Origin of the sequence: Pandoraea sp. NPDC090278 (assembly GCF_044772185.1) — a bacterium.
Classification (GTDB): domain Bacteria; phylum Pseudomonadota; class Gammaproteobacteria; order Burkholderiales; family Burkholderiaceae; genus Pandoraea.
Genome location: NZ_JBIVYJ010000001.1, coordinates 680,857 through 706,267 on the forward strand (window position 1 = coordinate 680,857; position 25,411 = coordinate 706,267).

Here is a 25,411-nt window from a genome sequence, read left to right on the forward strand (position 1 = left end):
CGCCACCCGATGAGTCGCTTGAGGCAATGAATTCGCTGCTCAGGCGAGTCCGGGGCGCGGAGGCGTCGACTTCATCTGAAGTCCGTCCGTGTAAGGGCGTTGGCGGCGGGTTTCCAATCGGACTTAGGCGCATGATTGGCTTGGCGCTTAGCGCCCTGCGGCAGATTGGCTTCGAGTCTTGCTCGCAAGCCGCTTGCTGCGCGCCGGGCAGTTTCATGGCGCCTGATGAGTTGTGAACAACGCCAATGTCCGCCTCGACCCGATGGGTGACTTTCAAAATTGGCTTGGATGTCCGGCAGCGAATCGCTCACGCTGAGGCGCACAGCGATTTATGGAAGGCCTCGGCCGCGCTCGACTCTAGTGTCACAAGTACGTCCACCCGAGAGCCGAAAAGCGGCGCTGACACTTTGCCTACCATCGATCAAACTTCCACAGTGGTCGGCCCGTCGTCGCAGCTAGCGGCAGCCAACACGCTCGACAATCCCCCGCAACGCGCCACGCCGCGTCGGGAATCGAGGGAGTTCGTCCGGCCACCTAGCGATGCCGTCTCGCACGCCCGCGCTCCCAAGTGGCCGAAACTGGTCACGAGTAAGTCTCCGCGAAAGGTCAGTGATTTTTGCGCGCCGCCCAAAGCGGTGCGTCAGCGCCTTCAGTCGCCTCTCGGCACCCAGATCACCTCGGCGTTATCGCGTGTGCGCGTCAGCCCGGCGTCGCCCCTGTCGCGTGCGCTGGAGCCAGTGCCGGGCCCATCGCGTCATGTTGTAGGCGGTGGCGACAAGCGTGCGAGTCCGATAGGGGTGCTTGTCAACAATCAGCAATACGTCAGAGTCAATCCCTCAGGTTCTCGCCTTAGCGCATTCTCTTCGGAAGACGCCAGCGCAATGGGTCTTCCACCAACACCGGCCTTCAATGATTCGATCAAAGGAAGGATTTCAAGCGAACTCCCCATGCCGAGTTCCGCCAGTTCCGGTCCGATGGGAGATGAAGGGGCGTCGCGTCCTGCGCCCTCATTGGTGCCGCTCGTGCTTTCCGACATCGTGCAGGGCGTGCCATTCGAAAAGGAAATTTTTGGGGCGCGGATTCCGGGCACAACGTCGACAGTGGTTGTCCAGGTGGAGCCGGATCGCTTTCATGCCTCATGCATGCGGCAAGATCATGCTGGGCAGGTGACCTTCGAATGGCTGGATCCCGGCGTCCCGGAAGACGAACGTCTGATCGACCAGTTTCGGGAGATCAAGCATCAAATCAAAACGGACACCACGGCACTCCATCGCTCGGAGGGCTTTCGCAACGTGGTTCATCAGCTTGAGGCTGCACAAGTTCGTTCAGGCAAAGCACGGCCGTCGTCTGCCGTTGCCGACGACGCCTACCGGATATTTACCTCGGAGCAAGCGCAGCGAAAATTCGTCGATGGCGGCAAGGCCAGCATGTCGCGCCGTGACGTATTCGACGCCGAGCGCGACGCATTCGATCTGGCCGTTTATCGAACCGTGCTCGGAACCGACTTGGTGTTTAAAACCGATGGCGAGTGGAACATTGCGAACCCCGCAGGGGTTGCGGATCTGAAAGCGAGTTTGCGCGAAAGCAACTTTGCATTTGCCGCCGCCGATACCGCCGCAGGTCGAAAAGTCTATTTCTCGTTGTCAGGGGGCGCTCGCGCAGACGGTCTGAAGCTCGCGATACACGATTCGATGGGCGACGCCGACGAGATCAGTATCAAACATCTCACGTTTATCGATGCCAAGCGCCGTATGGAAAGGTACACCCGTGAGGCCTCGCACACATCGAGTCAATCCGGTGTGCAGATGAACTTGCCGGTGCTGGACCCCGAATGCAACACGACCATCGACCGCCGGTACGACGCCGATCAGATTCTCGCTGCGGTCATCGCATACGAAGCGCGCGAGCATCCCGTGACGGGGAGCATCCATTTCAACACGTTGCTCGACACCTGCGATTCGTCCGCCGGTGCGCTGGGGAGGCTGCAATCGAAAACGCAGCAGCCGGTCAGCGTCGTTTATCACGGCGATTATGGCGTCACGACCGCGAACAGCCGGAATCCGGCAGTCCGCGCCCTGCAGGTATTCAGCGCCTCGATCAACGAACTTCACGGACATCTCATTACGGGGAATTTTGCGCAGATGTACAAGATCGGCCGTCGCCTGCCGACACCGGCGATGATGAGTGCGTTGACGGACAGTCTTCTTGAGGCCAATGGCAGCTACACGAACACTGCGCAATTGGGAATCTACGGCAACAGCTACTACTTGCGCTTGTTAGGGGTTTTGACGCGCACGGAGGTGGTGCGCTCTGACAGTGTCACCGATGCGCTGCTATCCCCGGAAGGTCGCGCTTATGTGTCGATGCTCGGAAGACGTGTGGCCGCTAATCCCATGCTTGCCCGAGCATGGGCGAGTCTCTTGCATGAACTCAAGGAAGCCGGGGTGCCTCGCGACACGCTGCTCGAAGTCTTGTTAAGCAAGCCGAGCGGCTCTGCACGCTGCTTCTACGTAGAGCTATTGCGCGCCCCGCATTTGCCGCGCGATGGGCGCGACTCGCTGGTCGCGTGGCTCGACGAGGCCGAATTGGTGCCGGGCATCACGGAGTTGCTGCACTATGTCAGTTTGCATCGGACGCTGACATTGGCAACGCGTCTGCTCATTCAGATTCAGCCTGCGAAATGCCTTGACTTCAAGCACGTTACGCTCAAGGCGATCCTCAGCCAGGCACGCGAAGTGCTTTCCCTGTCCGCGCTAGACGAGGCAGACAACCAGCGTCTGGCCAATCGACTGCGAGAGGCTATGCCCACGATAACGATCGCGGAGCAGCGGGAGTTTCGCGAGATGATTCACGACACCTTGAAGGAGGAGTGGCACAAGGTCCTTCCCGACACCGCGCCACCGTCACACATCGCCCAAACCCTAATCGAGGACCTCGGTCCATGGTACGAACGTGCGCTCATCGACGGTCGTAAAGCCGCTGTTGACGCGATCATCACGCGGCGAACCGCAGCCTACGCCGATTTCCAACAGCGCAATCCTTCCGCAAGTCAGAAAGTACTTCAGGACGTGTTCGATGCGCAGGTCCGGGAGGCACGCAAGGAGTATCGGACGGTGCTTTCCGGAGCAAGCGATACCGCGTCGGAAAACTTGACGACATCGGCAAGTCAGGCGGTGCAAAGCGTGAAAACCGCATTGGCCAAACAACAGGTTCGACAACAAGTCGAGGAGGCGGCGAAGGCGACCCGAAGCGAAGTGGCTACAACTGCCAAATCCCAGGCCGAGCAAGCATCGAGCAGCGCAGCGAAATACGCCGCCGAACGTGAGGCAAAGAACATGGCGCTGGACGCAGCAAGAGCGGCATCGCTCCACGCTTATAACGAAGCAAGTAAAGAGGTGAAGAAGAAAGTGGAAGCGCAGGTTCGAATCGACATAGCGGCCTACGCCCGATATTCCGCGGCGAAAGAAGCGAAGCAATCTGCCCAGGAATTTGCGAGAGAGTTCGCCAAAAAAGAGGCCGCCGCTAAGGCTGAAATAGAGACCCATCGCCTGAATGCCCGGCTGAAAGCCTTGAGAGCAGATCCGAGACAAGTGGAGCTTCGGGAAAGACTGAATGAGCTGAGCGGGTTACCAACGTCCAACGAACTTGAGACAAGATTTGCGATGTTGCGCGCCCCAGACCCCCCCAGCTCCACGCTCTCATCGAGACACCCCCTCGAGCCAGCCCAATAACGCCGACTGTCGCGATGGCGGGCCGCGGTCGTTTGTCGACCGGGGGGCCGCCGGACCTCAGCGTGCTGAGTCGATCAGCCCTTCGAGCTTGATGGCATCGGCCGCAAACGCGCGAATGCCTTCTGCGAGTTTTTCGGTGGCCATCGCGTCGTCGTTGAGGGCGAAGCGGAACGACGGTTCGTCCGTTCTGACGCGTGCGATGTCGGCCGAGCGTGCGTCCTTCACATCGAGCTGACGTTTGACCTCGCCTTCGGTCGTGCGCAGTTGTTCCAGCAGGGCAGGGCTGATCGTCAGCAGATCGCAGCCGGAGAGCGCCAGAATCTGGCCGGTGGAGCGGAAGCTCGCGCCCATCACTTCCGTGTCGTGGCCGAAGTGCTTGTAGTAGCGATAGATGGCCGATACCGAACGAACGCCCGGATCGTTGACACCGGCGTTCGCCGCTTCGTCCCAGTTAGCGCCAGCCGACTTCTTGTACCAGTCGTAAATGCGCCCGACGAACGGCGAAATCAGCCGGGCACCGGCTTCAGCGCACGCGGCGGCCTGCACCAGCGAAAACAGCAGCGTCATATTGCAGCGAATCTTGTCGCGTTCCAGAATCTCGGCGGCGCGAATGCCTTCCCACGTCGAGGCGATCTTGATCAGCACGCGATCGCGTTCGATGCCTTCGGCTTCGTACATCGCGATGAGCTTGCGGGCGCGCGCGACGGTGCCTGCCGTATCGAACGACAGGCGGGCGTCCACTTCCGTGGAGACGCGGCCCGGCACGATATCCAGAATCTCTTTGCCGAAGGCGATCAGCAGACGGTCGATGATCTCGTCCGTCGACTCGGCGCGATGCTCGCCGACCACACGCGTGAGGATCGGGCGGTAGGCGTCTTTCTGGACGGCGCCGAGGATCAGCGAGGGATTGGTGGTGGCGTCTTGCGGCTTGTAGGCATCCATCGCCTGAAAGTCGCCGGTGTCGGCAACGACGATGGTGTGACGCTTGAGTTGATCGAGCAGATTCATGAGAGCGGCCTTGCGAGATAAGCACTGCGTGACATGACATCCGGCGTGTCGCCGGAACAGCAAGACGGGGACGGGGCAACGTACAACATGAAAAACAGCGAAAAACGGCGCGTCACGCCCGACTCCGGTAAACTTCCGACTTTACCAAACTTTGCCGGAATTCCCCATGACCCAGGACGAACTCAAACGCCTGGTCGGCCAGGCTGCTGCCGACTATGTGAACCAACACGTGCCCGAGGGCAGCGTGATCGGCGTGGGCACCGGGTCCACCGCCAACTGCTTCATCGATGCGCTCGCTGCCCACAAGGGCCGGTATCGCGGCGCGGTCTCCAGTTCCGAAGCGAGCACCGAGCGTCTGCGCAAGCACGGTATCGAAGTGTTCGATCTCAACCAGATCGACAGCCTGCCCGTCTACGTCGACGGTGCCGACGAAATCAATGCGCTCGGCCACATGGTCAAGGGCGGCGGCGGTGCACTGACGCGCGAGAAGATCGTCGCGTCGGTGGCGAAGGAATTCGTCTGCGTGGTCGATGCCTCCAAGGAAGTGGCTGTGCTGGGCGTCTTCCCGCTGCCGGTCGAAGTGATCCCGATGGCACAGGCAAGCGTCGCTCGTGCGCTCGAAGCGTTGGGTGGTAAGCCGCAGGCGCGCGTGCGTGCTGATGGTAGCCCGTACATGACCGACAACGGTTGCGCTATTCTGGACGTGCATGGGTTGCAGATTCTCGACCCGGTGACGTTCGAGACCAAAATCAACCAGATCCCCGGCGTGGTGACGGTTGGCTTGTTCGCACAACGCGGCGCAGACATTACGCTCATGGGGACACCCGAAGGCGTGCGCACCATCGACTATAAAAACTGATCCCGGGAGGGCAGGATGGCTGGATCGCGTCGTCTCCCTGAAACCTGGTTCCGTCGTGGCCTGTGGCTGATCGCCGTGTTGTTCGCGGCGTTCCTCATTGGGCTTGGCGGTCTTGTCGTCGACAAATTGCCGGGTGTTGCGCCCGCACCGACGCTCGATTCTTTCGTTGACCGGGCGCAGGCCGAACGTGCCGACGCCGCGATCAAACAGGCGCAGACGCAGCAGGAAGACGTCGGCGCCAAGTTGGAGACCGCGCGTTTACAGCTCAAGGCACGCAGTACTGCGTACCGCAATGCACGCGAGTCGTTCAACGACTGGGTGGCGACGCGCACCGCGACGGCTCAGGCCAGTCAGGACGCCGAACTCGTTTCCCGCACCCGCACCCTCGACACGCTAAAGACGGCAGAGCGCGACGCACAAACGGCCGTTGACACGCTCGAATCGAAGCAGTTGGATGCGCAGCGTGCTGTGCAGGCGGCCCGTACAGCGCGCGTCGCCCTCGACGTCACTGCGGGAGAGCAACTGGCAGCGATTCAGCGATCGCAGGAGCTTAAGGTTTTCGGCATCCGCTTGGCGCTGACATTGCCATTGCTGGCGATTGGCGGCTGGTTGTTCGTGCGTCAGCGCAAGAGTACGTGGTGGCCGTTCGTCTGGGGCTTCATCTTCTTCGCGCTGTTCGCGTTCTTCGTCGAGTTGGTGCCGTACCTGCCGGATTACGGCGGCTATGTGCGGTATCTCGTCGGGATTGTGTTGACGGTGCTGATCGGCAGGTACGCCATAGTGTCGTTGCAGCGTTATCTCGCGCGACAAAAAGCGGAAGAGCAATTGCCGGACGAGCAGCGTCGCAAGACGTTGTCATACGATCTGGCGCAGGCAAGGCTGGCGAAGTCGGTATGTCCGGGATGTGAGCGAGCGGTGAAGCTGGACGATCCGACGCGGGACTACTGCGTGCACTGCGGCATCTGTCTGTTCGACCATTGCGGCACGTGCAAGACGCGCAAAAATGCGTTTGCGCATTTTTGCCATCAATGTGGTGCGCGGTCGACGGGCGTGAATGCCGATCCGCAATCGCAGGCGAATCCCGCATAAAGAGATGGAACGCCGCCCCCGTAAGTCAGGCGGTCAGCAGAATAGACAAAGGGCACATGCCGGGTGATGGCATGTGCCCTTTGTCGTTGTGGCGTACGTCCTGAGGAGAAGCACTGAGGGCGTATGTGGTGCGGATCGGTGCCCTGTTCTGGAGCGAGTTGGGTCTATGTCTGAGCGCCGGAATAGGGTGCCGATCTGCCCGGAGGGAGGTTTTAGCTCACTCGGAAGGCGGCGGCACATACCCTTGAGCAACATCGGCACCGTCGCCGAAGAAGTACTTCTCGGTTTGCTTCACGAGGTACTGACGCGCACGAGGATCGGCCATGTTCAGGCGGTTCTCGTTGATGAGCATGGTTTGTTGCTTGAGCCATCCGGCCCAGGCTTCTTTCGAGACGCTTTCCCAGAGGCGTTTGCCGAGTTCGCCGGGCATCGGGGGGAAATCGAGACCTTCGGCTTCGGTGCCGAGTTTGATGCATTGAACCATGCGGGCCATGTGGGAACTCCTTCGTGATCGTCGAGTGTAGTGTGAATGGGGGGGCAGCGCGTTGGTGATGGGAGGGGGCGAGGGGAGCTCGCAAAAGTCACGTCCCGAGGGCCAACGGCGGCGGCCGAAAACCGGATATGGGGGCAGGGGCGCGGGATGCAAGGGATGAGACCGAGCGTCACGCGAGACCTGCCCGCCCTGATTACAGTTTCTTGATGAGCACCAGCGAGCGGCGCTGCCAGTTGTAGAGGCGGCGGCGGTCGGCGGGCAGATCGTCGACGCCTGCTTTGACGAACCCGCGTTTGAGGAACCAGTGTTCCGTGCGGGTCGTGAGCACGAACAGGCGTTCCAGACCGCGCGCGCGGGCGCGTTGCTCGATGTGTTTGAGCAGACGTTCGCCGTCGCCTGAGCCTTGCGCTTCCGGATCGACCGTCAGGCAGGCCATCTCGCCGATACGCTCGGAGGGGTACGGATAGAGCGCTGCGCAACCGAAGAGGCGTCCATCGTGCTCGATGACCGAGAAGTGGTCGATGTCGCGTTCGAGCTGATGGCGGCCACGGCGGACGAGCGTGCCGTCCGATTCCAGCGGTTCGATGAGTTGCAGGATACCGCCGACGTCGTCGATCGTCGCTTCGCGCAGGCTTTCCAGATTCTCATACGAGATCATCGTGCCCACGCCATCGTGCGAGAAGAGTTCGAGCAGCATGCTGCCGTCGAGCGAGAAGGGCACGATGTGCGCACGACCGACGCCTGCGCGGCAGGCGCGCGTCGCGTACTTCAGATAGAAGGCCGAGTCGCGGTCGATGGTGCCCTGAGACTGCATGCGCTGAGCGTCTTCCAACGTCAGTTCGCGCTGCAACTCGTTGTATTCATTGAGAACGCCGGGCGTCTCGGTGATGAAGATCAGCTTGTCCGCGCGCAATGCGATGGCGGCGGACGATGCCACGTCTTCCATCGTCAGATTGAACGACTGGCCGGTCGGCGAGAAGCCGAGCGGCGAGAGCAGCACGATCTTGCCGTTCGCGAGCGACAGTCGGATCGACTCGGCATCGACCTTGCGGACCACGCCTGTGTGCTGGAAGTCCACGCCGTCGACGATGCCGACCGGACGACCGGTCACGAAGTTGCCCGACACCACGCTGATGCGCGCGTTGCCCATCGGCGTGTTCGGCAGCCCCTGGCTGATCGATGCCTCGATATCCAGACGCAGTTCGCCAGCGGCTTCCTTCACCGCTTCGAGCGCGGCGGCATCCGTGATGCGCAACTGCTGAGCGAAGTGCGATTCGATATGTCGCAGGCGCATCTGCTCCTCGACCTGGGGTCGCGAGCCGTGCACCAGCACGATGTGCATGCCCATGGCGCACAGCAGCGCGACGTCCTGAATCAGGGAGTCGAGTCCACCGGCTGCGACCAGTTCGCCGCCAAAGGCGACCACAAAGGTCTTGTCACGGAAGGCATGGATGTAAGGAGCGACCGAGCGCAGCCAGTCCACGAACTGGGCTTGATGGGCGGTCTCTTCGTCTTGTAGGGCGGGGTCGGGTTCGGTCAGCATGGGTGTACGTGCGCAAACATGCGCAGATTATATAATGCGCGCCCATGGCAAGTGATGAACGAAATCGACAATCTAAGCCCCCGAAGCCAAAAGTGATGGCGCCGGGGCAGACGCGTGCCCAAACAACGGGCACTTCGCAAACTCATAACCCCAAGAATCCGGGCAAAGCGGCCGGGCCGCGCCTGTCGCCCGCAGAGCGTGCGGCGCGTGACGCCGGGCGGCTTGCCGCCCGTCAGGCCGCCGCCAACCGCGTGCCCGAGATCCAGTTCCCCGAAGCGCTGCCGGTCTCCGGCCGACGCGAGGAGATCGCGCGCGCCATTGCTGGCCATCAGGTCGTGATCGTCAGCGGGGAAACCGGCTCGGGGAAAACAACCCAGTTGCCCAAGATCTGTCTCGAACTCGGGCGTGGTCTGGGCGCAGGCGGCACCGGGCTCATCGGGCACACCCAGCCGCGACGGATTGCCGCATCGGCTACCGCGCGTCGCATTGCCGACGAACTGAACACGCCGCTAGGCGAAATCGTCGGCTTCAAGGTCCGCTTCAACGACACGCTCTCCAACGGCGCGTCCGTCAAATTGATGACGGACGGGATTCTGCTTGCCGAGACGCAAACCGACCCGCTGTTGCGTGCGTACGACACCATCATCATCGACGAGGCGCACGAGCGCAGTCTGAACATCGACTTTCTGCTCGGCTACCTCAAGCAACTGCTGCCGCGTCGCCCGGATCTGAAGGTGATCATCACCTCGGCGACTATCGACGCCGACCGCTTCGCCCGCCATTTCGGCACTGGCGAGGGCGAGACGCTGCGTCCCGCGCCGGTGATCGAAGTGAGCGGCCGTCTGTATCCGGTGGAAGTGCGTTACCGCCCGATTCAGGACGACGTCCGTATCGCCAACGCCGAGGGCCGCGAGACGAGTCGCGCCAGCGCGCGCGACCGTGAGCGCGATCTGATGGACGGCATCGTCGACGCGGTCGACGAGCTTTGCCGCGAGGGGTCTGGCGACGTGCTCGTCTTCCTGCCCGGCGAGCGCGAGATTCGCGAAGCGGCCGAGTCGCTGCGCAAGCACCATCCGCCGCACACCGAAATCCTGCCGCTGTTCGCGCGCCTGTCCGCGACCGATCAGGAGCGCGTGTTCAAGCCGTCCAACGCGCGACGCATCGTGCTCGCGACCAACGTGGCGGAAACGTCGCTGACCGTGCCCGGCATCCGCTATGTCGTCGACGCCGGTACGGCGCGTGTGAAGCGCTACTCGTACCGCAACAAGGTCGAGCAACTGCAGATCGAGTCGATCTCGCAGGCGGCGGCCAACCAGCGTGCAGGGCGATGCGGTCGTGTCGCCGACGGCATTTGCATCCGTCTCTATGACGAAACCGACTTCCAGTCGCGCGCGCGCTTCACCGACCCGGAAATCCTGCGCTCGTCGCTGGCTGCGGTCATTCTGCGCATGCAGTCGCTGCGACTGGCCAAGGTCGAGGAATTCCCGTTCATCGAACCGCCGCCGGGACGCGCCATCGCCGACGGCTACCAATTGCTCAACGAACTGGGCGCGGTCGATGACACCAACCAGTTGACGCCGCTTGGGCGCGAGCTGGCGCGTCTGCCGCTCGACCCGCGCGTGGGTCGCATGATCCTTGCCGCACGCGATCAGCAGTCGCTGCGCGAGGTGCTGATCATCGCCAGCGGTCTGGCGGTGCAGGATCCGCGCGACCGTCCCATCGAAGCGCAGGACGCCGCCGACAACGCGCACAAGAAGTTCGCCGACGAAAAGTCCGAGTTCCTGTCGTGGATCAAGATCTGGAAGTGGTTCGAAGAAGCGATTGCGCACAAGAAGTCCAACCGGCTGCTGGCGCAAGCCTGCCGGGAGAACTTCCTGTCGCAGTTGCGTCTGCGCGAATGGCGCGACGTCCATAGCCAGTTGCTTACCGTGGTGCGCGAGCAGGGTTGGCGTCTGAACGAATCGGAAGCGACCTATGAGCAGGTGCATCTGGCGCTACTCGCGGGCCTGCTCGGCAACATCGGCTGCAAGGCCGACGACGATCCGCACTTCCTCGGTGCGCACGGCATCAAGTTCCACATCTGGCCGGGCTCGTCGCTAGTGAAGAAGGCCGGACGCTGGGTGATGGCGGGCGAACTGGTGGAGACGAGCCGTCTCTACGCGCGCTGCATCGCCCGCATCGAGCCCGAGTGGATCGAGCGCGTGGGTAAGCATCTGGTGAAGACGTCGCTGTCCGACGCGCACTGGGAGAAAAAGCCCGCGCAGGTCACCGCCTACGAGCGCGGCACGTTGTACGGCCTGACGATTTACGCGCGTCGACGCATGAACTTCGGCCCGCGCGATCCGCGTCGTGCGCGGGAAATCTTCCTGCGAAGCGCGCTGGTGGAAGGCGAGTGGGAGACGAAACTCCCGTTCTTCGCCCACAACCGCAAGCTCATTGCGGACATCGAACAGCTCGAACACAAGTCGCGACGTCAGGACGTGCTCGTCGACGACGAACTGATCTACGCGTTCTACGACGCCCACGTGCCCGCCGACTTGTACGACGGCGCGAGTTTCGAGCATTGGTATCGGGAGACGGCCAAGGGCTCGCCCAAGCTGCTCTACCTCGTGCGCGACGATCTCATGCGTCACGAGGCGGCGGGCGTCACCACCGACCTGTTCCCGAAGAAGACGGTCATCGCGGGCGTAGAGATGGCGCTCACGTACCACTTCGAGCCGGGCTCGCCGCGCGACGGCGTGACGCTCGCCGTGCCGCTCTACGCGCTCAATCAGGTCGACGCACGTCGCTGCGAATGGCTCGTGCCCGGCATGCTCAAGGAGAAAGCGCATCAGTTGATGAAGTCGCTGCCGCAGAAGCTGCGTCGCCACTTCGTGCCGCTGCCGGAATACGCGGCGGGCTTCCTCGACCGGGCGACGTTCGGTCAGGGGGCGCTGCTCGATGCGCTGATGGCCGACGCGCGCGAGCTGACTGGCGTCATGCTCAAGTCGAGCGACTTCAAGCTTGAAATGCTACCGGCGCACTTGTCGATGAACTTCAAGGTCATCGACGAACACGGCCGTCAACTCGGCATGGGACGCAATCTGGCGCAACTGCGGGCCGAACTCGGCCAGCAGGCGCAACGCACGTTCCAGCAAATCGCAGCCAAGAGCGGCGCGACGCCCACGGGCAACGTCGCCGCCGAGCCGCAAGCGGGCGGGGTGTCGAAGGGTGGGCAGGCTTCCGAAGGGGGCAAGGCAGGCAAGGGCGGTGGCAAGTCGCCGCTGCAAGGTGCTGCACCGGCCGCCGCCGTCGAACCCGGCCGCTACGACAACCTCACGACCTGGAGCTTTGGCGAGTTGCCGGAGATGCTGGAAATTCGTCGGGGCGGACAGACGCTGTTCGGCTACCCGGCGCTGGTCGACCGTGGCGACCATTGCGATCTCGAAGTGTTCGACGATCCGGACGAGGCGCAGCGCCAGCATCGCGCCGGGCTGCGACGTCTGTTCGCCATTCAGTTGCGCGAGCAGGTGAAGTATCTGGAGAAGAACATCCCCGGCTTGCAGCAGATGGCGATGCAGTACATGGGCCTGGGGACGCAGGAAGAACTGCGCGACCAGATCGTCGACCTGTCGCTGGAGCGGGCCTGCCTGCAACTGCCTTGGCCGGGCGATAACGCGTCGTTCGTCGCGCGCAAGGACGAAGGGCGGGGCCGTTTGACGTTGCTCGCGCAGGAAATTGCCCGGCTCGCGGGGCAGATCCTCACCGAGTACGCCGCGCTCCAGAAGAAGCTGACGCAGGCCAAGCCGTTCGCGCAGGCGCACGCCGATATGACGGCGCAGTTGCAACGTCTGATCGGCAAGCGTTTTCTCATCGACACGCCGTATGCGCAACTGGCGCACTTCCCGCGTTATCTGAAGGCGATGGCGGGGCGTATCGACAAGCTCAAGGCCGATCCGACGCGCGACGCCCGCGCCATGAGCGAACTCGGGCCGCTGCTTCAGAACTGGCAACGGGCGACTTCGCAACGCCGCGACTCTCACGACGCGCGGCTCGATGAGTTCCGGTGGCTGCTCGAAGAGCTGCGGGTGTCGCTCTTCGCGCAGGAGTTGCGCACGCCCATGCCGGTGTCGGTCAAGCGTCTGCACAAGGTCTGGGAGGCGTTGCAACGCTGAGGGTTGCGTGACGTGAGCATTCGATGGCGTCTGGCAGTCTTGCCGGACGCCATTTTTGTATCCAATTCGTCTCGGATCTTCGCGACAGTTTGCGTTGTGTCATGAAGTGTTGGAATTGTGTTTCGCCTGATCAAAAAAGTCCGCGGGATGCAGGTTGGCAGGGCGTTCCCAGCCTACAATAGCGGGACTTTTCCGAGCGATTTTCGAGAGACTCCGTAATGCGCAAACTTCTGATCGCTGCCAGTCTGGCGGCTTCCTTCGGTCTGGCGGCGCTGGCCGGCCCCGTGCGGGCTGCAACGCCGACGCCCGACAGCGTCGTGGTCGTGCTCAATTCGGCCGACGCGAGCGTCAGCCTGATCGACAAGGCCACGCAGAAGGTCATTCAGACGTTCCCGGTCGGCAAAGAGCCGCATCACCTGATGGCTACGCCGGACAACCAGTCGCTCATCGTCGCCAACTCGGTCGGTAACAATCTCGTCTTCCTCGACCCGAAGACGGGGCAGATTCAGCGCAAGATCGAGAACATCGAAGATCCGTACCAGATCGGTTTTTCGCCGGACAAGAAGTGGTTCGTAGCGAACGCGCTGCGTCTGGACCGGGTGGACGTGTACCGTTTCGACGGCAAGAACCTGAGCGTGGCGCAGCGTATTCCCATCAAGAAGATGCCGAGCCACCTGGTGTTCACACAGGACAGCAAGCTCGTCTTCATTTCGTTGCAGGAATCGAACGAAGTCGCCGCCATCGATCTGGCGACCCAAAAGGTGATCTGGAAGATGAAGGTGGGCGATAGCCCGGCCGGTGTGTGGCTTACGCCGAACGACAAGTACCTGCTCGTGGGCATGACCGGTGCGGACTACGCGGCGGTGGTCGACTGGCGTAACCAGAAGGTCGTCAAGACGATTCCGACGGGCAAGGGCGCGCACAACTTCCGTTCGCTGGCCGACGGTAAGCACGTGCTGATCTCGAACCGCGTGTCGAGTACGATCAGCATCATCGATCAGGAGTCGCTGACCAACGTCGGCAACATCACCGGGCTACTGCCGGGGCCGGACGATATGGAACTGACCGCCGACAAGAAACAACTGTGGGTGACGTTCCGTTGGGCGCGCAAGGTCGGCATCATCGATCTGGCGTCGCGCAAGCTGATCAACACCATTCCGGTCGGACGCTCCCCCCACGGTATCTATTTCTACGACCGCGCGCCGGTGCTGTAACATCAAGACCTTACTTTCCAAGGCCTGACCGTCCGGGCGTCGCGCAGACACCCGGACCGGTTCGTACCGCACCTGCATGAACGATATACTTCGCGCGCTTGGCCGCGCGCTCGTGAGCCTGCTGCATCCCCGCATGCTGTGGCTCACCGCAATGCCCTTCATCGTCTCCGGTCTTCTCTGGGGCGCTGTGATCTGGTTCGGATGGGAACCGTTCACCGATTTCCTTCGCGTCTGGCTCGAACAGTGGGAATTCACGCAGTGGATTTACCGCTTCTTCGGCTATTTCGGCGTCGACAGCGTGCGCATGGCACTCGCGCCGTTCATTCTCGTGGCGCTGCTCGTCCCACTGATTGTCGTCACTGCACTGCTGCTCATTGCCGGATGGTCGATGCCAGCGGTGTTGCGCCATCTCTCGCGGCGGCATTTCATTCATCTTGAGGCGCGTCAGGGCGGCTCGTTCTGGGGCAGCCTCGGGCAATCGCTCGGCGCTACGCTGGTCTTCCTGATTGCAGCGCTTATTACGCTGCCGCTGTGGCTCGTGCCGCCGTTCTTCGCCATCGTGCCGCCGCTGCTGTGGGGCTGGCTGACGTACCGCGTGATGACGTACGACGCGCTGGCGTATCACGCGAGTCCGGAGGAGCGGCGTCGGCTGGTGCGCGAGAAGCGTCTGCCGTTGCTCGTGATCGGCGTGGCGACCGGGTTGCTCGGCTCGCTGCCGACCCTGCTGTGGGTCTCGTCCGTCATCATGATCGTGCTGTTCCCGGTCATTGCGCTGCTCGCGATCTGGCTCTACGTGGTGATTTTCGTGTTCTCGGCGCTGTGGTTCGCCCACTATTGCCTGCGCGCGCTGTCGCGCATGCGTGCTGAGGACGCGCATCGGGAACCGACCTTCGCCGCGACGGTGCTGCCCGAAGTGGGTTCGCCGCCGCCGGAGAGCGAGGATTTGCCGCCGCTGCTGCCGGGGCCATCCGAGTCGACCGGCTCGCCGAACGGTTCGCCCTGAAAGTGGCACAATCGTCACACTGCGCGCTGCCGCCGGGCAGCGCCGCAATATCACCCGGGGCACCCGGGGCCCCCACGGTCTGACGACAAGAGAAAAGGAAGCATCATGGCGGTCGGCATCATCATCATCGGCGACGAGATTCTCTCGGGACGCCGTCACGACAAGCATCTGCCCAAGTTCATCGAATTGCTCGCCGAGCGCGGCATGCAACTCGGCTGGGCGGAGTATGTGGGCGACGATCCGGCGCGCATCACCGCCACGCTGCGCCGTACGTTCGCGAGCGACGACATCGTCTTCGTGACGGGCGGCATCGGCGCCACGCCGGACGATCACACACGCCAATGTGCGGCGGCGGCGCTCAACGTGCCGCTGGTGCTCACGCCGGAAGCCGAGGCGCTGATCATGGAGCGCATCGCCGACACGAGCCCGGACGGTCGCGCCGACATGACGCAGGCCGACAATCGCCATCGTCTGAAGATGGGCGAATTTCCGGTCGGCGCGCGCGTGCTGCCGAATCCGTACAACAAGATTCCGGGGTTCTCCGTCGAGCAACACCACTTCATGCCCGGGTTTCCGGTGATGGCGTGGCCGATGATGGCGTGGGCGCTCGACACGTACTACGCGGATCTGCATCACCTGACGAAACACACTGAACGCTCGGTGCTGGTGTTCGGTCTGGCCGAATCGACGCTCACGCCGCTCATGGAAGCCATCGAAGCCGAGTACGACGGCATCAAGGTGTTTAGCCTGCCGAGCGTGGGCGATGCCGAGCGCGGTGCGGTCTATGCGCGTCGCCACATCGATCTCGGCGTGAAGGGCGACCCGTCGCTGGTCGGCGCGGCCTTCGAGCGTCTGATCGCCGGGGTGGAGGCGCTCGGCGGCGAAATCATCCACCCCGCCGAGGCGGTGGCGTTGCCGGAGGGCACGGTGCCGTCCGGCAAGTGATGGTCAGAACCCGGCGAGCACCAGCTTGCCGATGGTGCGTCCGCCCTCGAGTTGCGCGTGGGCGCGACGCAGATTCGTAGCATTGATCGGGCCGATGACCTGGCCGACCGTCGTGCGGAGCGTGCCCGCGTCCACCAGACGGGCGACTTCGGTCAGCAGCTTGTGCTGCGCAATCATGTCCGGCGTCTCGTACATGGCGCGCGTGAACATGAACTCCCAGACGAACGTCGCGCTCTTGCTCTTGAGCAGACCGATTTCCAGCGGTCCGGCGTTCTCCACAATCGAGCAGATCTTGCCTTGCGGTGCGACGGCTTCGGCCATCGCCGGGAAGTGCGTATCGGTGTCGTTCAGGCACAGCACGAAGTCGACTTGCGGAAGGCCGATTGCTTTGAGCTGCGTCGGCATGTCCTGATAGTGGTCGATGACGTGTTGCGCGCCGAGTTGACGGCACCAGTCGGCAGACTCCGGGCGCGAGGCCGTGGCGACGACAGTGAGCTTGGCCAGACGTCGCGCAAGCTGAATGGCGATGGAACCCACGCCGCCAGCACCGCCGACGATCAGAATCGACTTACCTTCGTCGCTGCCATCGGGCGCCACGCCGAGGCGATCGAACAGGGCTTCCCACGCGGTGATTGTCGTGAGCGGCAGGGCAGCGGCGTTCGCGAAGTCGAGCGACGCGGGCATATGGCCGGTGATCCGTTCGTCCACCAGATGGAACTCGCTGTTCGCGCCGGGGCGCGTGATGCTACCCGCGTAGTACACGGGATCGCCGACCTTGAAGAGCGTGACGTCGGGGCCGACGGCCGCGACGGTGCCTGCGGCGTCCCAGCCCAGCACGCGCGGGCTCGCTTCGACTTTGTCCTTCGGGGCGCGCACCTTGGTGTCGACCGGATTCACGGAAATAGCTTCGACTTTGATCAGCAGATCGCGCCCGGCCGGGGTCGGCGTGGGCAGTTCAACGTCTTCGAGCGACTTCGGGTCGTCGATCGGCAGATATCGGGTCAATGCAATGGCTTTCATCGTTTTCTCCTGAAAGTGGGGTGCAGCGCCTGCGTGGGGTCATTTGGCGACGCACCGGATGCGATAGCGAGAGACTACGGCTAGTCGATTGCTTTGATAATTCGCATAATGCGGAAAAGATTTTTTGGAAAATCCATCAAATGGCATTGGACCTCGATACCGTAGCGTTGTTCGTCCGGGTTGCCGCGCTGGGGAATGTGTCGGCGGCGGGGCGCGAGCGGGGGCTGTCACCGGCGACGGCGAGTACGCGGCTCGTGCAGCTTGAGGGCGTGCTGGGGGCCCGGCTGTTGCACCGGACGACAAGGCGCGTGGCGTTGACGCAGGAGGGGGAGGTATTCCTCGCGCAGGCGCAGACGTTGCTCGCGGCAGAGGCGCAGGCGCTGGCCAGCGTTGGACAGGGATTTGCCGCGCCGCAGGGTCTGTTGCGCGTGTCGTGTTCGTCGTCGTTCGCGCGTCAGCATATTTCACCCGCTTTGCCCGAATTTCTGGCCCGCTATCCCGGTATTTCGCTGGATTTCCGATTGACGGACCGTGTCGTCGATCTGTTGGAAGAGGGCGTCGACATGGCGATTCGCGTCGGGGCATTGCGCGATTCGACCCTGATCGCCCGGAAGCTCGCGGCGAACCGGCGCACGCTTTGCGCGTCGCCCGCGTATCTCGCGGCGCATGGCGCACCGAAGCACCCCGGCGATCTCGCGCAGCACGAGTGTCTGACGCTTGGCGACCAGCGCGACTGGCGGTTTGTGACGCCGGGCGGCCCGATGAGCGTGCGCGTGTCCGGGCGATTGGTGTCGGATAACGGGGAGGTGCTGCGCGACGCGGTGCTGGCGGGGTTGGGTATTGCGCTGAAGTCGACGTGGGATGTCGCGGCCCACTTGCAGCGGGGGGAACTGGTGCCGGTGTTACCGGCGTATCCGCTCGCGGAGGAGGTCGCCATCTGGGCTGTCTATCCGAGCCGGGTGTTCGTACCGCCCAAGACGCAGGCGATGATCGAGTTCCTGCAGGCGCGCTTCAGCCCGGTGCCGTACTGGGAGGCGCAGTGGCCGACGGGTGCTGGCGGGCGGGCGACTTAGGCTTGCTCAATGGAGCCGATGCGTCCTCGGCATCTGTGAGCCGGTGTCTTCGTGGCCGATGGCCGGGCTGGCGTGATGCAGTACCAGGCGCCAACCGTCGGCTTCTTTCAGATAGACGTTCGTGGCGAGCACGAACGCGAAGCGCGCTTCCGGCTGGCTCTCGACCTGAATCTGCTCAAGCACGTTGTGAACGGCGCACAACGGATTGTGGGCCACTTGAAGGTGATTCGCCGTCACCTGCAGGCCGCCTTTGGCGAGAACCTCCCGCCAGCTTGTTCTGACCGCCGCAGGGCCCACGTGCCGTGGCCCCGCAGGGTGAATGCACACGACTTCCTCGTCTTCCGACCAGACGTCCATCAGCAAGTCCGTATCGCCAGCGCGCAGCGCTTCGTAGAACGCGTGTTCGGCGTCTTCCGGACTGAGAAATATGGCAGCGGGCATAACGGCGTCCTCCATCGGAGACAAGCGCGTGTCGTATGCGTGGTCGCCCTCGGCCGACGGGCGGGGCGGCGAACGCGCCGATTATGGAGCCTTTGCCGGGGCTTGTCGAACGTCGGTCCTTTTGATCTGGCGCAAGGCACCGGGAGCGCCCGGCCGGTAGCTTATCGGTAACGGATCAGTAGCGCATTAGAGGCAGATCGGCAACGCGGGAGAATCGCGGCGCAGAGGGTACGGTGTTCTGTGGGGAAGTGTGAGCGAGCAGGCGGGGGCGTATGAGCGGGGGCGCTCAGCGCCCCCGGAAGCCGGATCAGCAGTGATGCACGCCAGCGAGTTCGCGCAGGGCGGCGCCGTCGATGATCTTGACGTGGCGTTGACGGATTTCGATCATCCCATTCTGTGCGAAACGCGAGAACAGGCGGCTGACCGTCTCCAGTTTGAGACCCAGGAAGCTGCCGATTTCCTCACGGCTCATGCGCAGCACGAACTCGTTGGCAGCGTAACCCCGTGCGGACAGGCGCTCGGAGAGATTCAGCAGGAAGACAGCCAGACGCTCCTCGGCGCGCATCGTCCCCAGGGCGAGCAGTTGCTGGTGCTCGTTGCGGATTTCCTGGCTCATCAGACGATGCAACTGGCGTTGCAGCGACGGCACTTGGCGCGAAAGCGTCTCCAGCTCGCCGAAACGGGCGATGCACAGTTCGCTGTCTTCGAGCGCCACGGCAGTGGTCGGGTGATGGTTGTCGGCTATGGCGTCGAGGCCGATCAGCTCGCCCTGAAGGTGGAAGCCGACGACCTGTTCACGGCCGTCGGGGGCCGTGACGCAGCTTTTGAGCGACCCGAAACGAATGCCATAGACGGCGGTGAGGTCATCGTTGGCGTGATAGAGCACTTCGCCTTTCTTGAGGCGGCGGCGCTCGCTCACGAGTGCGTCCAGTCGTTCCAGCTCCGGCTCAGGGATGCCGACGGGCAGGCAGAACTGCCCCAGCGAGCACGTGGAACAACGAGGCTGAGCAACCGGGATGGGGTTGCCGGGAATGCGACCGATGTCGGTGGTCATGGAGGCCCCTGAAGTTATTTCGAGAGTTTACCATGAGGCGTCGACCCGTCGTTTCGACAGCCGGGACGCGAAGGTTTGTGACGGCGCTTTACGGACGTGGATGTTTCAGTAATAATTGCGCACATACCGGACGTCCGTCTTGCCGTACTATCGGCCTGGGCGTTTTCCCGGCAGGTCGTTTCGAAGCATTCTGGTCGCGCCGCCGTCACTACGACCGAACACAATAGGGCGCGCGCTTATGCGAAACGGTAGTCTTCCATCGACGACCGTTTTCTGGTTCCAAGCATCCATTTATTCCTGATACCGGGTCGCCAAGCCCCCGGTCTGCTTAGTCGCACATGAATACCCAAGAGGCGAAACTCGTCCTCGAGACCGCGTTGATTTGCGCGCAGGAGCCGCTCAAGGTCGGCGATCTGCGTAAGCTCTTCAATGACGCCGTGTCTGGTGACACGGTGCGCGCGCTGCTCGAGGAAATCCGCGTGCAATGGGACGGCCGAGGTGTGGAATTGGTGGCGCTGGCCACCGGCTGGCGTTTCCAAAGCCGTCCGCGCATGCGTGAATACCTTGACCGCCTCAATCCAGAGAAGCCGCCGAAGTACTCGCGCGCTGTGATGGAGACGCTGGCGATCATTGCTTACCGTCAACCGGTTACGCGTGGCGATATCGAAGAGATTCGCGGCGTGACGGTCAATACGCAGATCATCAAGCAGCTCGAAGATCGTGGCTGGATTGAAGTGATCGGTCATCGCGACGTGCCGGGACGCCCTGGTCTGTATGTGACGACCAAGGACTTCCTGGACGACCTCGGCCTACGCGCGCTCGATGCGTTGCCGCCGTTGGAAGACCCGGCCGCGCAGGCGCAGATCGATCTGCTGGCGCAGCAGAACATCGAATTCGGTGAGCGTGCCGAGGGCGAAGAAGTTGAAGCGGAAGCCACGGACGATGCGCCGGTGGCCGATGCCGAGGCACTGGCCCGTCTGGCGCAAACGCGTGCCGACGATCTGCCGCTTGCGCAGGGGCTGCCGGAGGACCAACGTCCGGCGCCGGTCGGTGACGACGCGCTGTCGGAAGAGGCGCTGCTTGACGCCGTGCTGGCCGAAGGCGAAGTGCAGGCATCGACCGATGTTGTGGCGCTCGACGCCGATGCATCGGCTGAGATTTCGCCCGATGTGGCGGAACTCGGAGACGCTGCGCACGTCAGTGAGCAAGACGATGCCGATGCGCAACACGAGGAATTTTCCGAAGTATCGGAATCTGCGGTTCCTGCCGGCGACGATTCGCCGCAAGATGTGCAGAGCGTCGATATAGAAGAAGGCGCGCAAGAAGGTGCGACGCAGGCGGCAGATCCCGCAGCGTCGTTGACGCAAGAGGTTTCCCCGCACGCTGTCGACCCGGCAGCGAACGAAGCCGCCGCCGGGCAGCCTACGCCCGGTGCGATGGATGACGACGAGAACGACGGGGACGACAAGAATCTCGTCACCGGTACCTGAGGCGGCGGCGCTCTGCGCCGCGCACACCTTCGGGGCCGTTAGCGATAAGAACGAAGTCGCGGCAAGTTTTTGCCGCGCATTCATGGTGCGAACACGGATCAGGGCAGCGACCTAAGCCTGCTCACGACGATCCCGTTTTCCAATGAGGTTGTGTTGAAACAAAACGAAGAATCCCAGGACCTGCACGCACGCGATGCCGGTGCCGAAGCACGTTCGCCGGAAGGCGAGGGCGGCGATGACAAGGCGTCGCGCCGCGGTTTACGCCGTGGCCCGCGCAGTTTGATCGCTCGCCGCCGTGCGGCTCAGCAAGCCAAGCGCGAAGGCGACGACACCGGCGAATTCGCTGGCTCGGACGCCTCGTCAGGTCAACCTTCTCCCGAGGCTCAGCAAGGCCCGGCGTCCGGTGCCGAAGCTGCGCCGTCTGCCGCGCAGACGCGAGGCCGGGCCAACACGCGCAAGCCGCGTGGCGGCAAGCGTGACGACGCCCAGCAGGCCGCACAACCGGCGCAGGCCGGCGGTGCTGCGCCGGGTGGCCGTCAGCAACGCGGCGCTCAGGGTGCCCAAGGTGATCGAGGTGATCGAGGTGATCGAGCCGGTCAGGGTGCTGCAGGCAAGACGCAGGGTCGTGGCCGCAAGGGCCCGGCAGGCGGCGGAGCTCGCAGCGGTGCCGGTGGCAAGGGTGGCGCTGGGAATGCTGGCGATAGCGATCTGTTCGCCTTCGTGACGTCCGGTGGTTTCGACGGTGAAGACGCCGAGGGCGACAACGCAGCCGCCAAGCGCGGTCGCCGTCCGGCCGATCGTCGCGTGCTTTCGCCCGACGACGAAGCACCGAAGCTGCACAAGGTGCTGGCCGAGGCCGGTATGGGCTCGCGTCGCGAGATGGAAGAGCTGATTCTTGCGGGTCGCGTGTCGGTGAATTCCGAGCCGGCGCACATCGGGCAGCGCATTTTGCCGACCGATCAGGTCCGCATCAACGGCAAGCTCGTCAAGCGTCGTATCACCAGCAAGCCGCCGCGCGTGCTGCTGTATCACAAGCCTGCTGGCGAAATCGTCAGTCACGCCGATCCGGAAGGCCGCACCTCGGTGTTCGACCGTCTTCCGCCGATGAAGACGGCCAAGTGGCTCGCCGTCGGACGTCTGGACTTCAACACGGAAGGTCTGCTGATTCTGACGACGTCGGGCGATCTGGCTAACCGTTTCATGCACCCGCGTTACGAAATCGAGCGTGAATACGCCGTGCGCACCGTGGGGCAACTGACCGAAGCGTCGCGTCAGCAACTGTTGCACGGCATCAAGCTGGACGACGGCGAAGCGAACTTCCTGCGCCTGAAAGATGGCGGCGGCGAAGGCTCGAACCACTGGTATCACGTGGCGCTGGCCGAAGGCCGCAACCGCGAAGTGCGTCGTATGTTCGACGCGGCCGGATTGATGGTGAGCCGTCTGATCCGTACGCGATACGGCCCGCTGACGCTGCCGCGTGGCCTCAAGCGCGGTCGCTATGAAGAGATGGACGAAGCGCAGGTGCGCTCGCTGTTCGCCGCTGTCGGCATGAAGATGCCCGGTGCAGCCTCGGACGAAAAGGGTGCGCGCAATGGCGCAAACGGTGGCCGTGGTGGGAAGGCCGGTGCCGCGAAGGAGCCGCGTCGTCAGCCGGATCCGATGCAAACGGCGCTGGGTGTTTTTGCTCGCGAGCCGGGGCAGTCGCGTCGTCCGCGTGCCAATCCGCTGACCGCGTTCGTCGGTCCGAGCGGCGGCTTTCAGACGCCGTCGCCGCGCGGTGAAGGTCGCCGCTTCGGCGGTGGCAACAGCACGGGCGGTTTCGGTGGTCAGTCGCGCGGCGGTAATAGCGGCGGCAACGGTGGCAGCGGCGGAAATGGCGGTTATGGCGGCGGCAACGCTAACGGCAATCGCAGCCGTGGCGGCAACCGGACGGGCGGCGGCGGAGGCCAGGGCAACCGTGGCAATCGCGGCGGCAACCGGTCTCGCTGAAGGGCGCCGATCTTGCATTGCGGCAATGTGACACTGTGGCCTGTTCTTCAGGCATTTCGGGCGTCAAGCGTTGCAAATCGGCCCAAAACCATATAAAATCAATGAATAAGCTGGTTTGCGTGTCGGGCGTTCTGCTGCGATGCGCACCTCATGCGCAATGAGGCTGTAAGAAATGGGCGTTTCGCCCATTTTTTTTTGCCGCGAGCGTTTAGCGCGGCCGATGCCGCCACGTCGGGGAGTGGGTGTGTCGACTCAGGCACACCGGCCCGGACGGTCGAGGCAGGTATCGTGCGACGTCCCATGCGGGGCGCGCAGACATGTCGGGCGCTGCTGATGCGCGCGAGTTTTTCTAGGGTGAGCAAAGTTGCAATTGCCAGAACTGATCGAGACCACGGTCGAAGGCCTGGGTTACGAGCTGGTCGATCTTGAGCGCGCGGGCGGCGGACTGCTGCGCGTGTATATCGATAAGCCGGAAGGCATCTCTATCGATGACTGCGAGACGGTGAGCCGTCAGCTCTCGCACGTCCTGATGGTCGAGAACGTCAATTACGACCGACTTGAAGTGTCGTCGCCGGGGCTTGACCGTCCGCTGCGCAAGCTGCGTGACTTCGAGCGTTTTGCCGGCGTCGAAATAAGTCTCACGTTGCGTGTGCCGCTCGAAGGCCGCAAGCAATTCCGCGGCATTTTGCAGGCACCGCAAGGCGAAAACTTGAGCCTTGAGTTCGAAGGCAAGGGCGGCCCGGCGCTGCTCGAATTCACCCTCGCGGATATTGACCGTGCGCGCCTTGTGCCGCAGATTGATTTTAGGAGTCGCAAACGATGAGTCGCGAAGTATTGCTGTTGGTCGATGCGCTCGCGCGCGAAAAGAACGTCGACAAGGATGTCGTGTTCGGCGCGCTTGAAGCAGCATTGGCTTCGGCCACGAAGAAGCGCTACAGCGAAGACGTCGACATTCGCGTGCACATCGACCGTGAGTCGGGCGAGCACGAGAGCTTTCGTCGCTGGTTGGTAGTGCCGGACGAAGCGGGTCTGCAGGAGCCGGACAAGCAGATTCTGTCGTTCGAAGCCAAGGAAGACGATCCCTCCCTCGAAGTCGGTGACTTCGTCGAAGAAGCGGTGGAATCGGTCGAATTCGGCCGTATCGGCGCGCAAGCGGCCAAGCAAGTGATTCTGCAACGCATTCGCGATGCCGAACGCGAGCAGATCCTCTCCGACTTCCTGGAGCGCGGCGAGAAGATCATGACCGGCACGGTCAAGCGTCTCGACAAGGGCAACCTGATTGTCGAGTCGGGCCGTGTGGAAGCACTGCTGCGTCGTGATCAACTCATCCCGAAGGAAAACCTGCGTATCGGTGACCGCGTTCGTGCGTACATCGTGAAGGTGGACCGCACGGCACGTGGCCCGCAGATCGAACTTTCGCGCACGGCACCGGAATTCCTGATCGAGCTGTTCGGCATGGAAGTGCCGGAAATCGAGCAGGGTCTGCTGGAGATCAAGTCGGCAGCTCGCGACCCGGGCATGCGCGCCAAGATCGCAGTGGTGGCTTACGACAAGCGTATCGATCCGATCGGCACTTGCGTGGGCATTCGCGGCACGCGTGTGCAGGCTGTGCGTAACGAACTCGGCGGCGAGAACGTCGACATCGTGCTGTGGTCGGAAGACCCCGCGCAATTCGTGATCGGCGCGCTGGCGCCGGCGGCGGTGCAGTCGATCGTCGTGGACGAAGAGAAGCACAGCATGGACGTCGTCGTCGACGAGAACGAACTGGCAGTGGCGATCGGTCGCAGCGGTCAGAACGTGCGTCTCGCGTCGGAACTGACCGGCTGGCAGATCAACATCATGACGCCGGACGAATCGGCCGAGAAGCAGAACGAAGAGCGCGGCACGCTGCGCACGTTGTTCATGCAGCGTCTTGATGTGGACGAAGAAGTGGCGGACATCCTGATCGAGGAAGGTTTCTCGAGCCTGGAAGAGATCGCCTACGTGCCCCTGAACGAAATGCTCGAAATCGAAGCGTTCGACGAGGACACGGTCCATGAGCTGCGCAATCGTGCACGCGACGCACTGCTGACGCAGGCGATTGCCACCGAGGAGAAGGTTGAGGGCGTTGCACTCGATCTGAAGAGCCTCGACGGCATGACGCCCGAGTTGCTGGCCAAGCTGGCCGAGCATGAAATTCAGACGCGCGATGATCTGGCCGAGCTGGCCGTCGACGAACTGACCGAGATGACCGGCGTCGACGAGGAAGCCGCAAAGGCCCTGATCATGAAAGCGCGAGAGCACTGGTTCCAATGATGACCTGCCC

The 25,411-nt window shown here is 63.0% G+C and carries 18 protein-coding genes; 12 read left to right on the forward strand and 6 right to left on the reverse strand.

Annotation, left to right across the window (positions count from 1 at the left end):
- Window positions 1-245: 245 nt before the first annotated feature.
- Window positions 246-3,731 (forward strand): hypothetical protein, encoded by a 3,486-nt coding sequence (locus tag ACIQWO_RS03000; RefSeq protein WP_402818974.1) that lies wholly within the window; start codon window positions 246-248, stop codon window positions 3,729-3,731.
- Window positions 3,732-3,788: 57 nt separating this feature from the next.
- On the opposite strand, the gene tal is transcribed toward ACIQWO_RS03000, so the two are convergent.
- Window positions 3,789-4,739 carry a transaldolase gene (gene tal, locus ACIQWO_RS03005; protein WP_402818977.1) on the reverse strand — a complete coding sequence of 317 codons (951 nt, stop codon included), beginning with the start codon at window positions 4,737-4,739 and terminating at the stop codon, window positions 3,789-3,791.
- 166 nt (window positions 4,740-4,905) lie between these two features.
- Here tal and rpiA point away from each other — a divergent pair, with 166 nt between their 5' ends.
- Window positions 4,906-5,598: a ribose-5-phosphate isomerase RpiA gene (gene rpiA / locus ACIQWO_RS03010; RefSeq protein WP_402818980.1), complete on the forward strand. Its 693-nt coding sequence runs from the start codon at window positions 4,906-4,908 to the stop codon at window positions 5,596-5,598.
- Window positions 5,599-5,613: 15 nt separating this feature from the next.
- Window positions 5,614-6,687 (forward strand): serine endopeptidase, encoded by a 1,074-nt coding sequence (locus ACIQWO_RS03015; RefSeq protein WP_402818983.1) that lies wholly within the window; start codon window positions 5,614-5,616, stop codon window positions 6,685-6,687.
- Window positions 6,688-6,904: 217 nt separating this feature from the next.
- On the opposite strand, the gene ACIQWO_RS03020 is transcribed toward ACIQWO_RS03015, so the two are convergent.
- Both ACIQWO_RS03020 and argA read right to left on the reverse strand, forming a co-directional pair.
- Window positions 6,905-7,180 (reverse strand): oxidative damage protection protein, encoded by a 276-nt coding sequence (locus ACIQWO_RS03020; RefSeq protein ID WP_039398907.1) that lies wholly within the window; start codon window positions 7,178-7,180, stop codon window positions 6,905-6,907.
- Between the two features lie 193 nt (window positions 7,181-7,373).
- Window positions 7,374-8,723, reverse strand: a complete 1,350-nt coding sequence (gene argA / locus ACIQWO_RS03025) for an amino-acid N-acetyltransferase (RefSeq protein ID WP_039398905.1) — start codon at window positions 8,721-8,723, stop codon at window positions 7,374-7,376.
- Window positions 8,724-8,818: 95 nt separating this feature from the next.
- On the opposite strand from argA, the gene hrpA reads away from it, so the two are divergent.
- The 4 genes from hrpA to ACIQWO_RS03045 all read left to right on the forward strand — a co-directional run bounded on the left by hrpA (window position 8,819) and on the right by ACIQWO_RS03045 (window position 16,039).
- Window positions 8,819-12,877, forward strand: a complete 4,059-nt coding sequence (gene hrpA / locus ACIQWO_RS03030) for an ATP-dependent RNA helicase HrpA (protein ID WP_402818988.1) — start codon at window positions 8,819-8,821, stop codon at window positions 12,875-12,877.
- 218 nt (window positions 12,878-13,095) lie between these two features.
- Window positions 13,096-14,091, forward strand: a complete 996-nt coding sequence (locus tag ACIQWO_RS03035; protein WP_402818991.1) for a beta-propeller fold lactonase family protein — start codon at window positions 13,096-13,098, stop codon at window positions 14,089-14,091.
- 76 nt (window positions 14,092-14,167) lie between these two features.
- Window positions 14,168-15,094: an EI24 domain-containing protein gene (locus ACIQWO_RS03040; protein WP_402818994.1), complete on the forward strand. Its 927-nt coding sequence runs from the start codon at window positions 14,168-14,170 to the stop codon at window positions 15,092-15,094.
- A gap of 105 nt (window positions 15,095-15,199) precedes the next feature.
- Entirely contained in the window at window positions 15,200-16,039 is an 840-nt protein-coding gene (locus ACIQWO_RS03045) for a competence/damage-inducible protein A (RefSeq protein ID WP_402818997.1), read from the forward strand.
- Between the two features lie 3 nt (window positions 16,040-16,042).
- Here the strand turns inward: ACIQWO_RS03045 and ACIQWO_RS03050 are convergent, their stop codons facing one another.
- Window positions 16,043-17,059: a zinc-binding alcohol dehydrogenase family protein gene (locus ACIQWO_RS03050; RefSeq protein WP_402819000.1), complete on the reverse strand. Its 1,017-nt coding sequence runs from the start codon at window positions 17,057-17,059 to the stop codon at window positions 16,043-16,045.
- 140 nt (window positions 17,060-17,199) lie between these two features.
- On the opposite strand from ACIQWO_RS03050, the gene ACIQWO_RS03055 reads away from it, so the two are divergent.
- Complete coding sequence (locus ACIQWO_RS03055) at window positions 17,200-18,132, forward strand: LysR family transcriptional regulator (RefSeq protein ID WP_402819003.1); 933 nt, start codon at window positions 17,200-17,202, stop codon at window positions 18,130-18,132.
- A gap of 6 nt (window positions 18,133-18,138) precedes the next feature.
- Here the strand turns inward: ACIQWO_RS03055 and ACIQWO_RS03060 are convergent, their stop codons facing one another.
- Both ACIQWO_RS03060 and fnr read right to left on the reverse strand, forming a co-directional pair.
- Entirely contained in the window at window positions 18,139-18,573 is a 435-nt protein-coding gene (locus ACIQWO_RS03060; RefSeq protein WP_402819006.1) for a YybH family protein, read from the reverse strand.
- Window positions 18,574-18,880: 307 nt separating this feature from the next.
- Window positions 18,881-19,627 carry a fumarate/nitrate reduction transcriptional regulator Fnr gene (gene fnr / locus ACIQWO_RS03065; RefSeq protein WP_402819009.1) on the reverse strand — a complete coding sequence of 249 codons (747 nt, stop codon included), beginning with the start codon at window positions 19,625-19,627 and terminating at the stop codon, window positions 18,881-18,883.
- Between the two features lie 338 nt (window positions 19,628-19,965).
- On the opposite strand from fnr, the gene scpB reads away from it, so the two are divergent.
- The 4 genes from scpB to nusA all read left to right on the forward strand — a co-directional run bounded on the left by scpB (window position 19,966) and on the right by nusA (window position 25,401).
- Window positions 19,966-21,117 carry an SMC-Scp complex subunit ScpB gene (scpB, locus tag ACIQWO_RS03070; protein WP_402819012.1) on the forward strand — a complete coding sequence of 384 codons (1,152 nt, stop codon included), beginning with the start codon at window positions 19,966-19,968 and terminating at the stop codon, window positions 21,115-21,117.
- Window positions 21,118-21,297: 180 nt separating this feature from the next.
- Complete coding sequence (locus ACIQWO_RS03075; RefSeq protein WP_402821786.1) at window positions 21,298-23,106, forward strand: pseudouridine synthase; 1,809 nt, start codon at window positions 21,298-21,300, stop codon at window positions 23,104-23,106.
- A 364-nt stretch (window positions 23,107-23,470) separates the two neighbouring features.
- Window positions 23,471-23,929 carry a ribosome maturation factor RimP gene (gene rimP, locus ACIQWO_RS03080; protein WP_039398892.1) on the forward strand — a complete coding sequence of 153 codons (459 nt, stop codon included), beginning with the start codon at window positions 23,471-23,473 and terminating at the stop codon, window positions 23,927-23,929.
- Entirely contained in the window at window positions 23,926-25,401 is a 1,476-nt protein-coding gene (gene nusA, locus ACIQWO_RS03085; protein ID WP_150577792.1) for a transcription termination factor NusA, read from the forward strand. The genes rimP and nusA overlap by 4 nt, the downstream gene beginning before the upstream one ends.
- Window positions 25,402-25,411 lie beyond the last annotated feature (10 nt).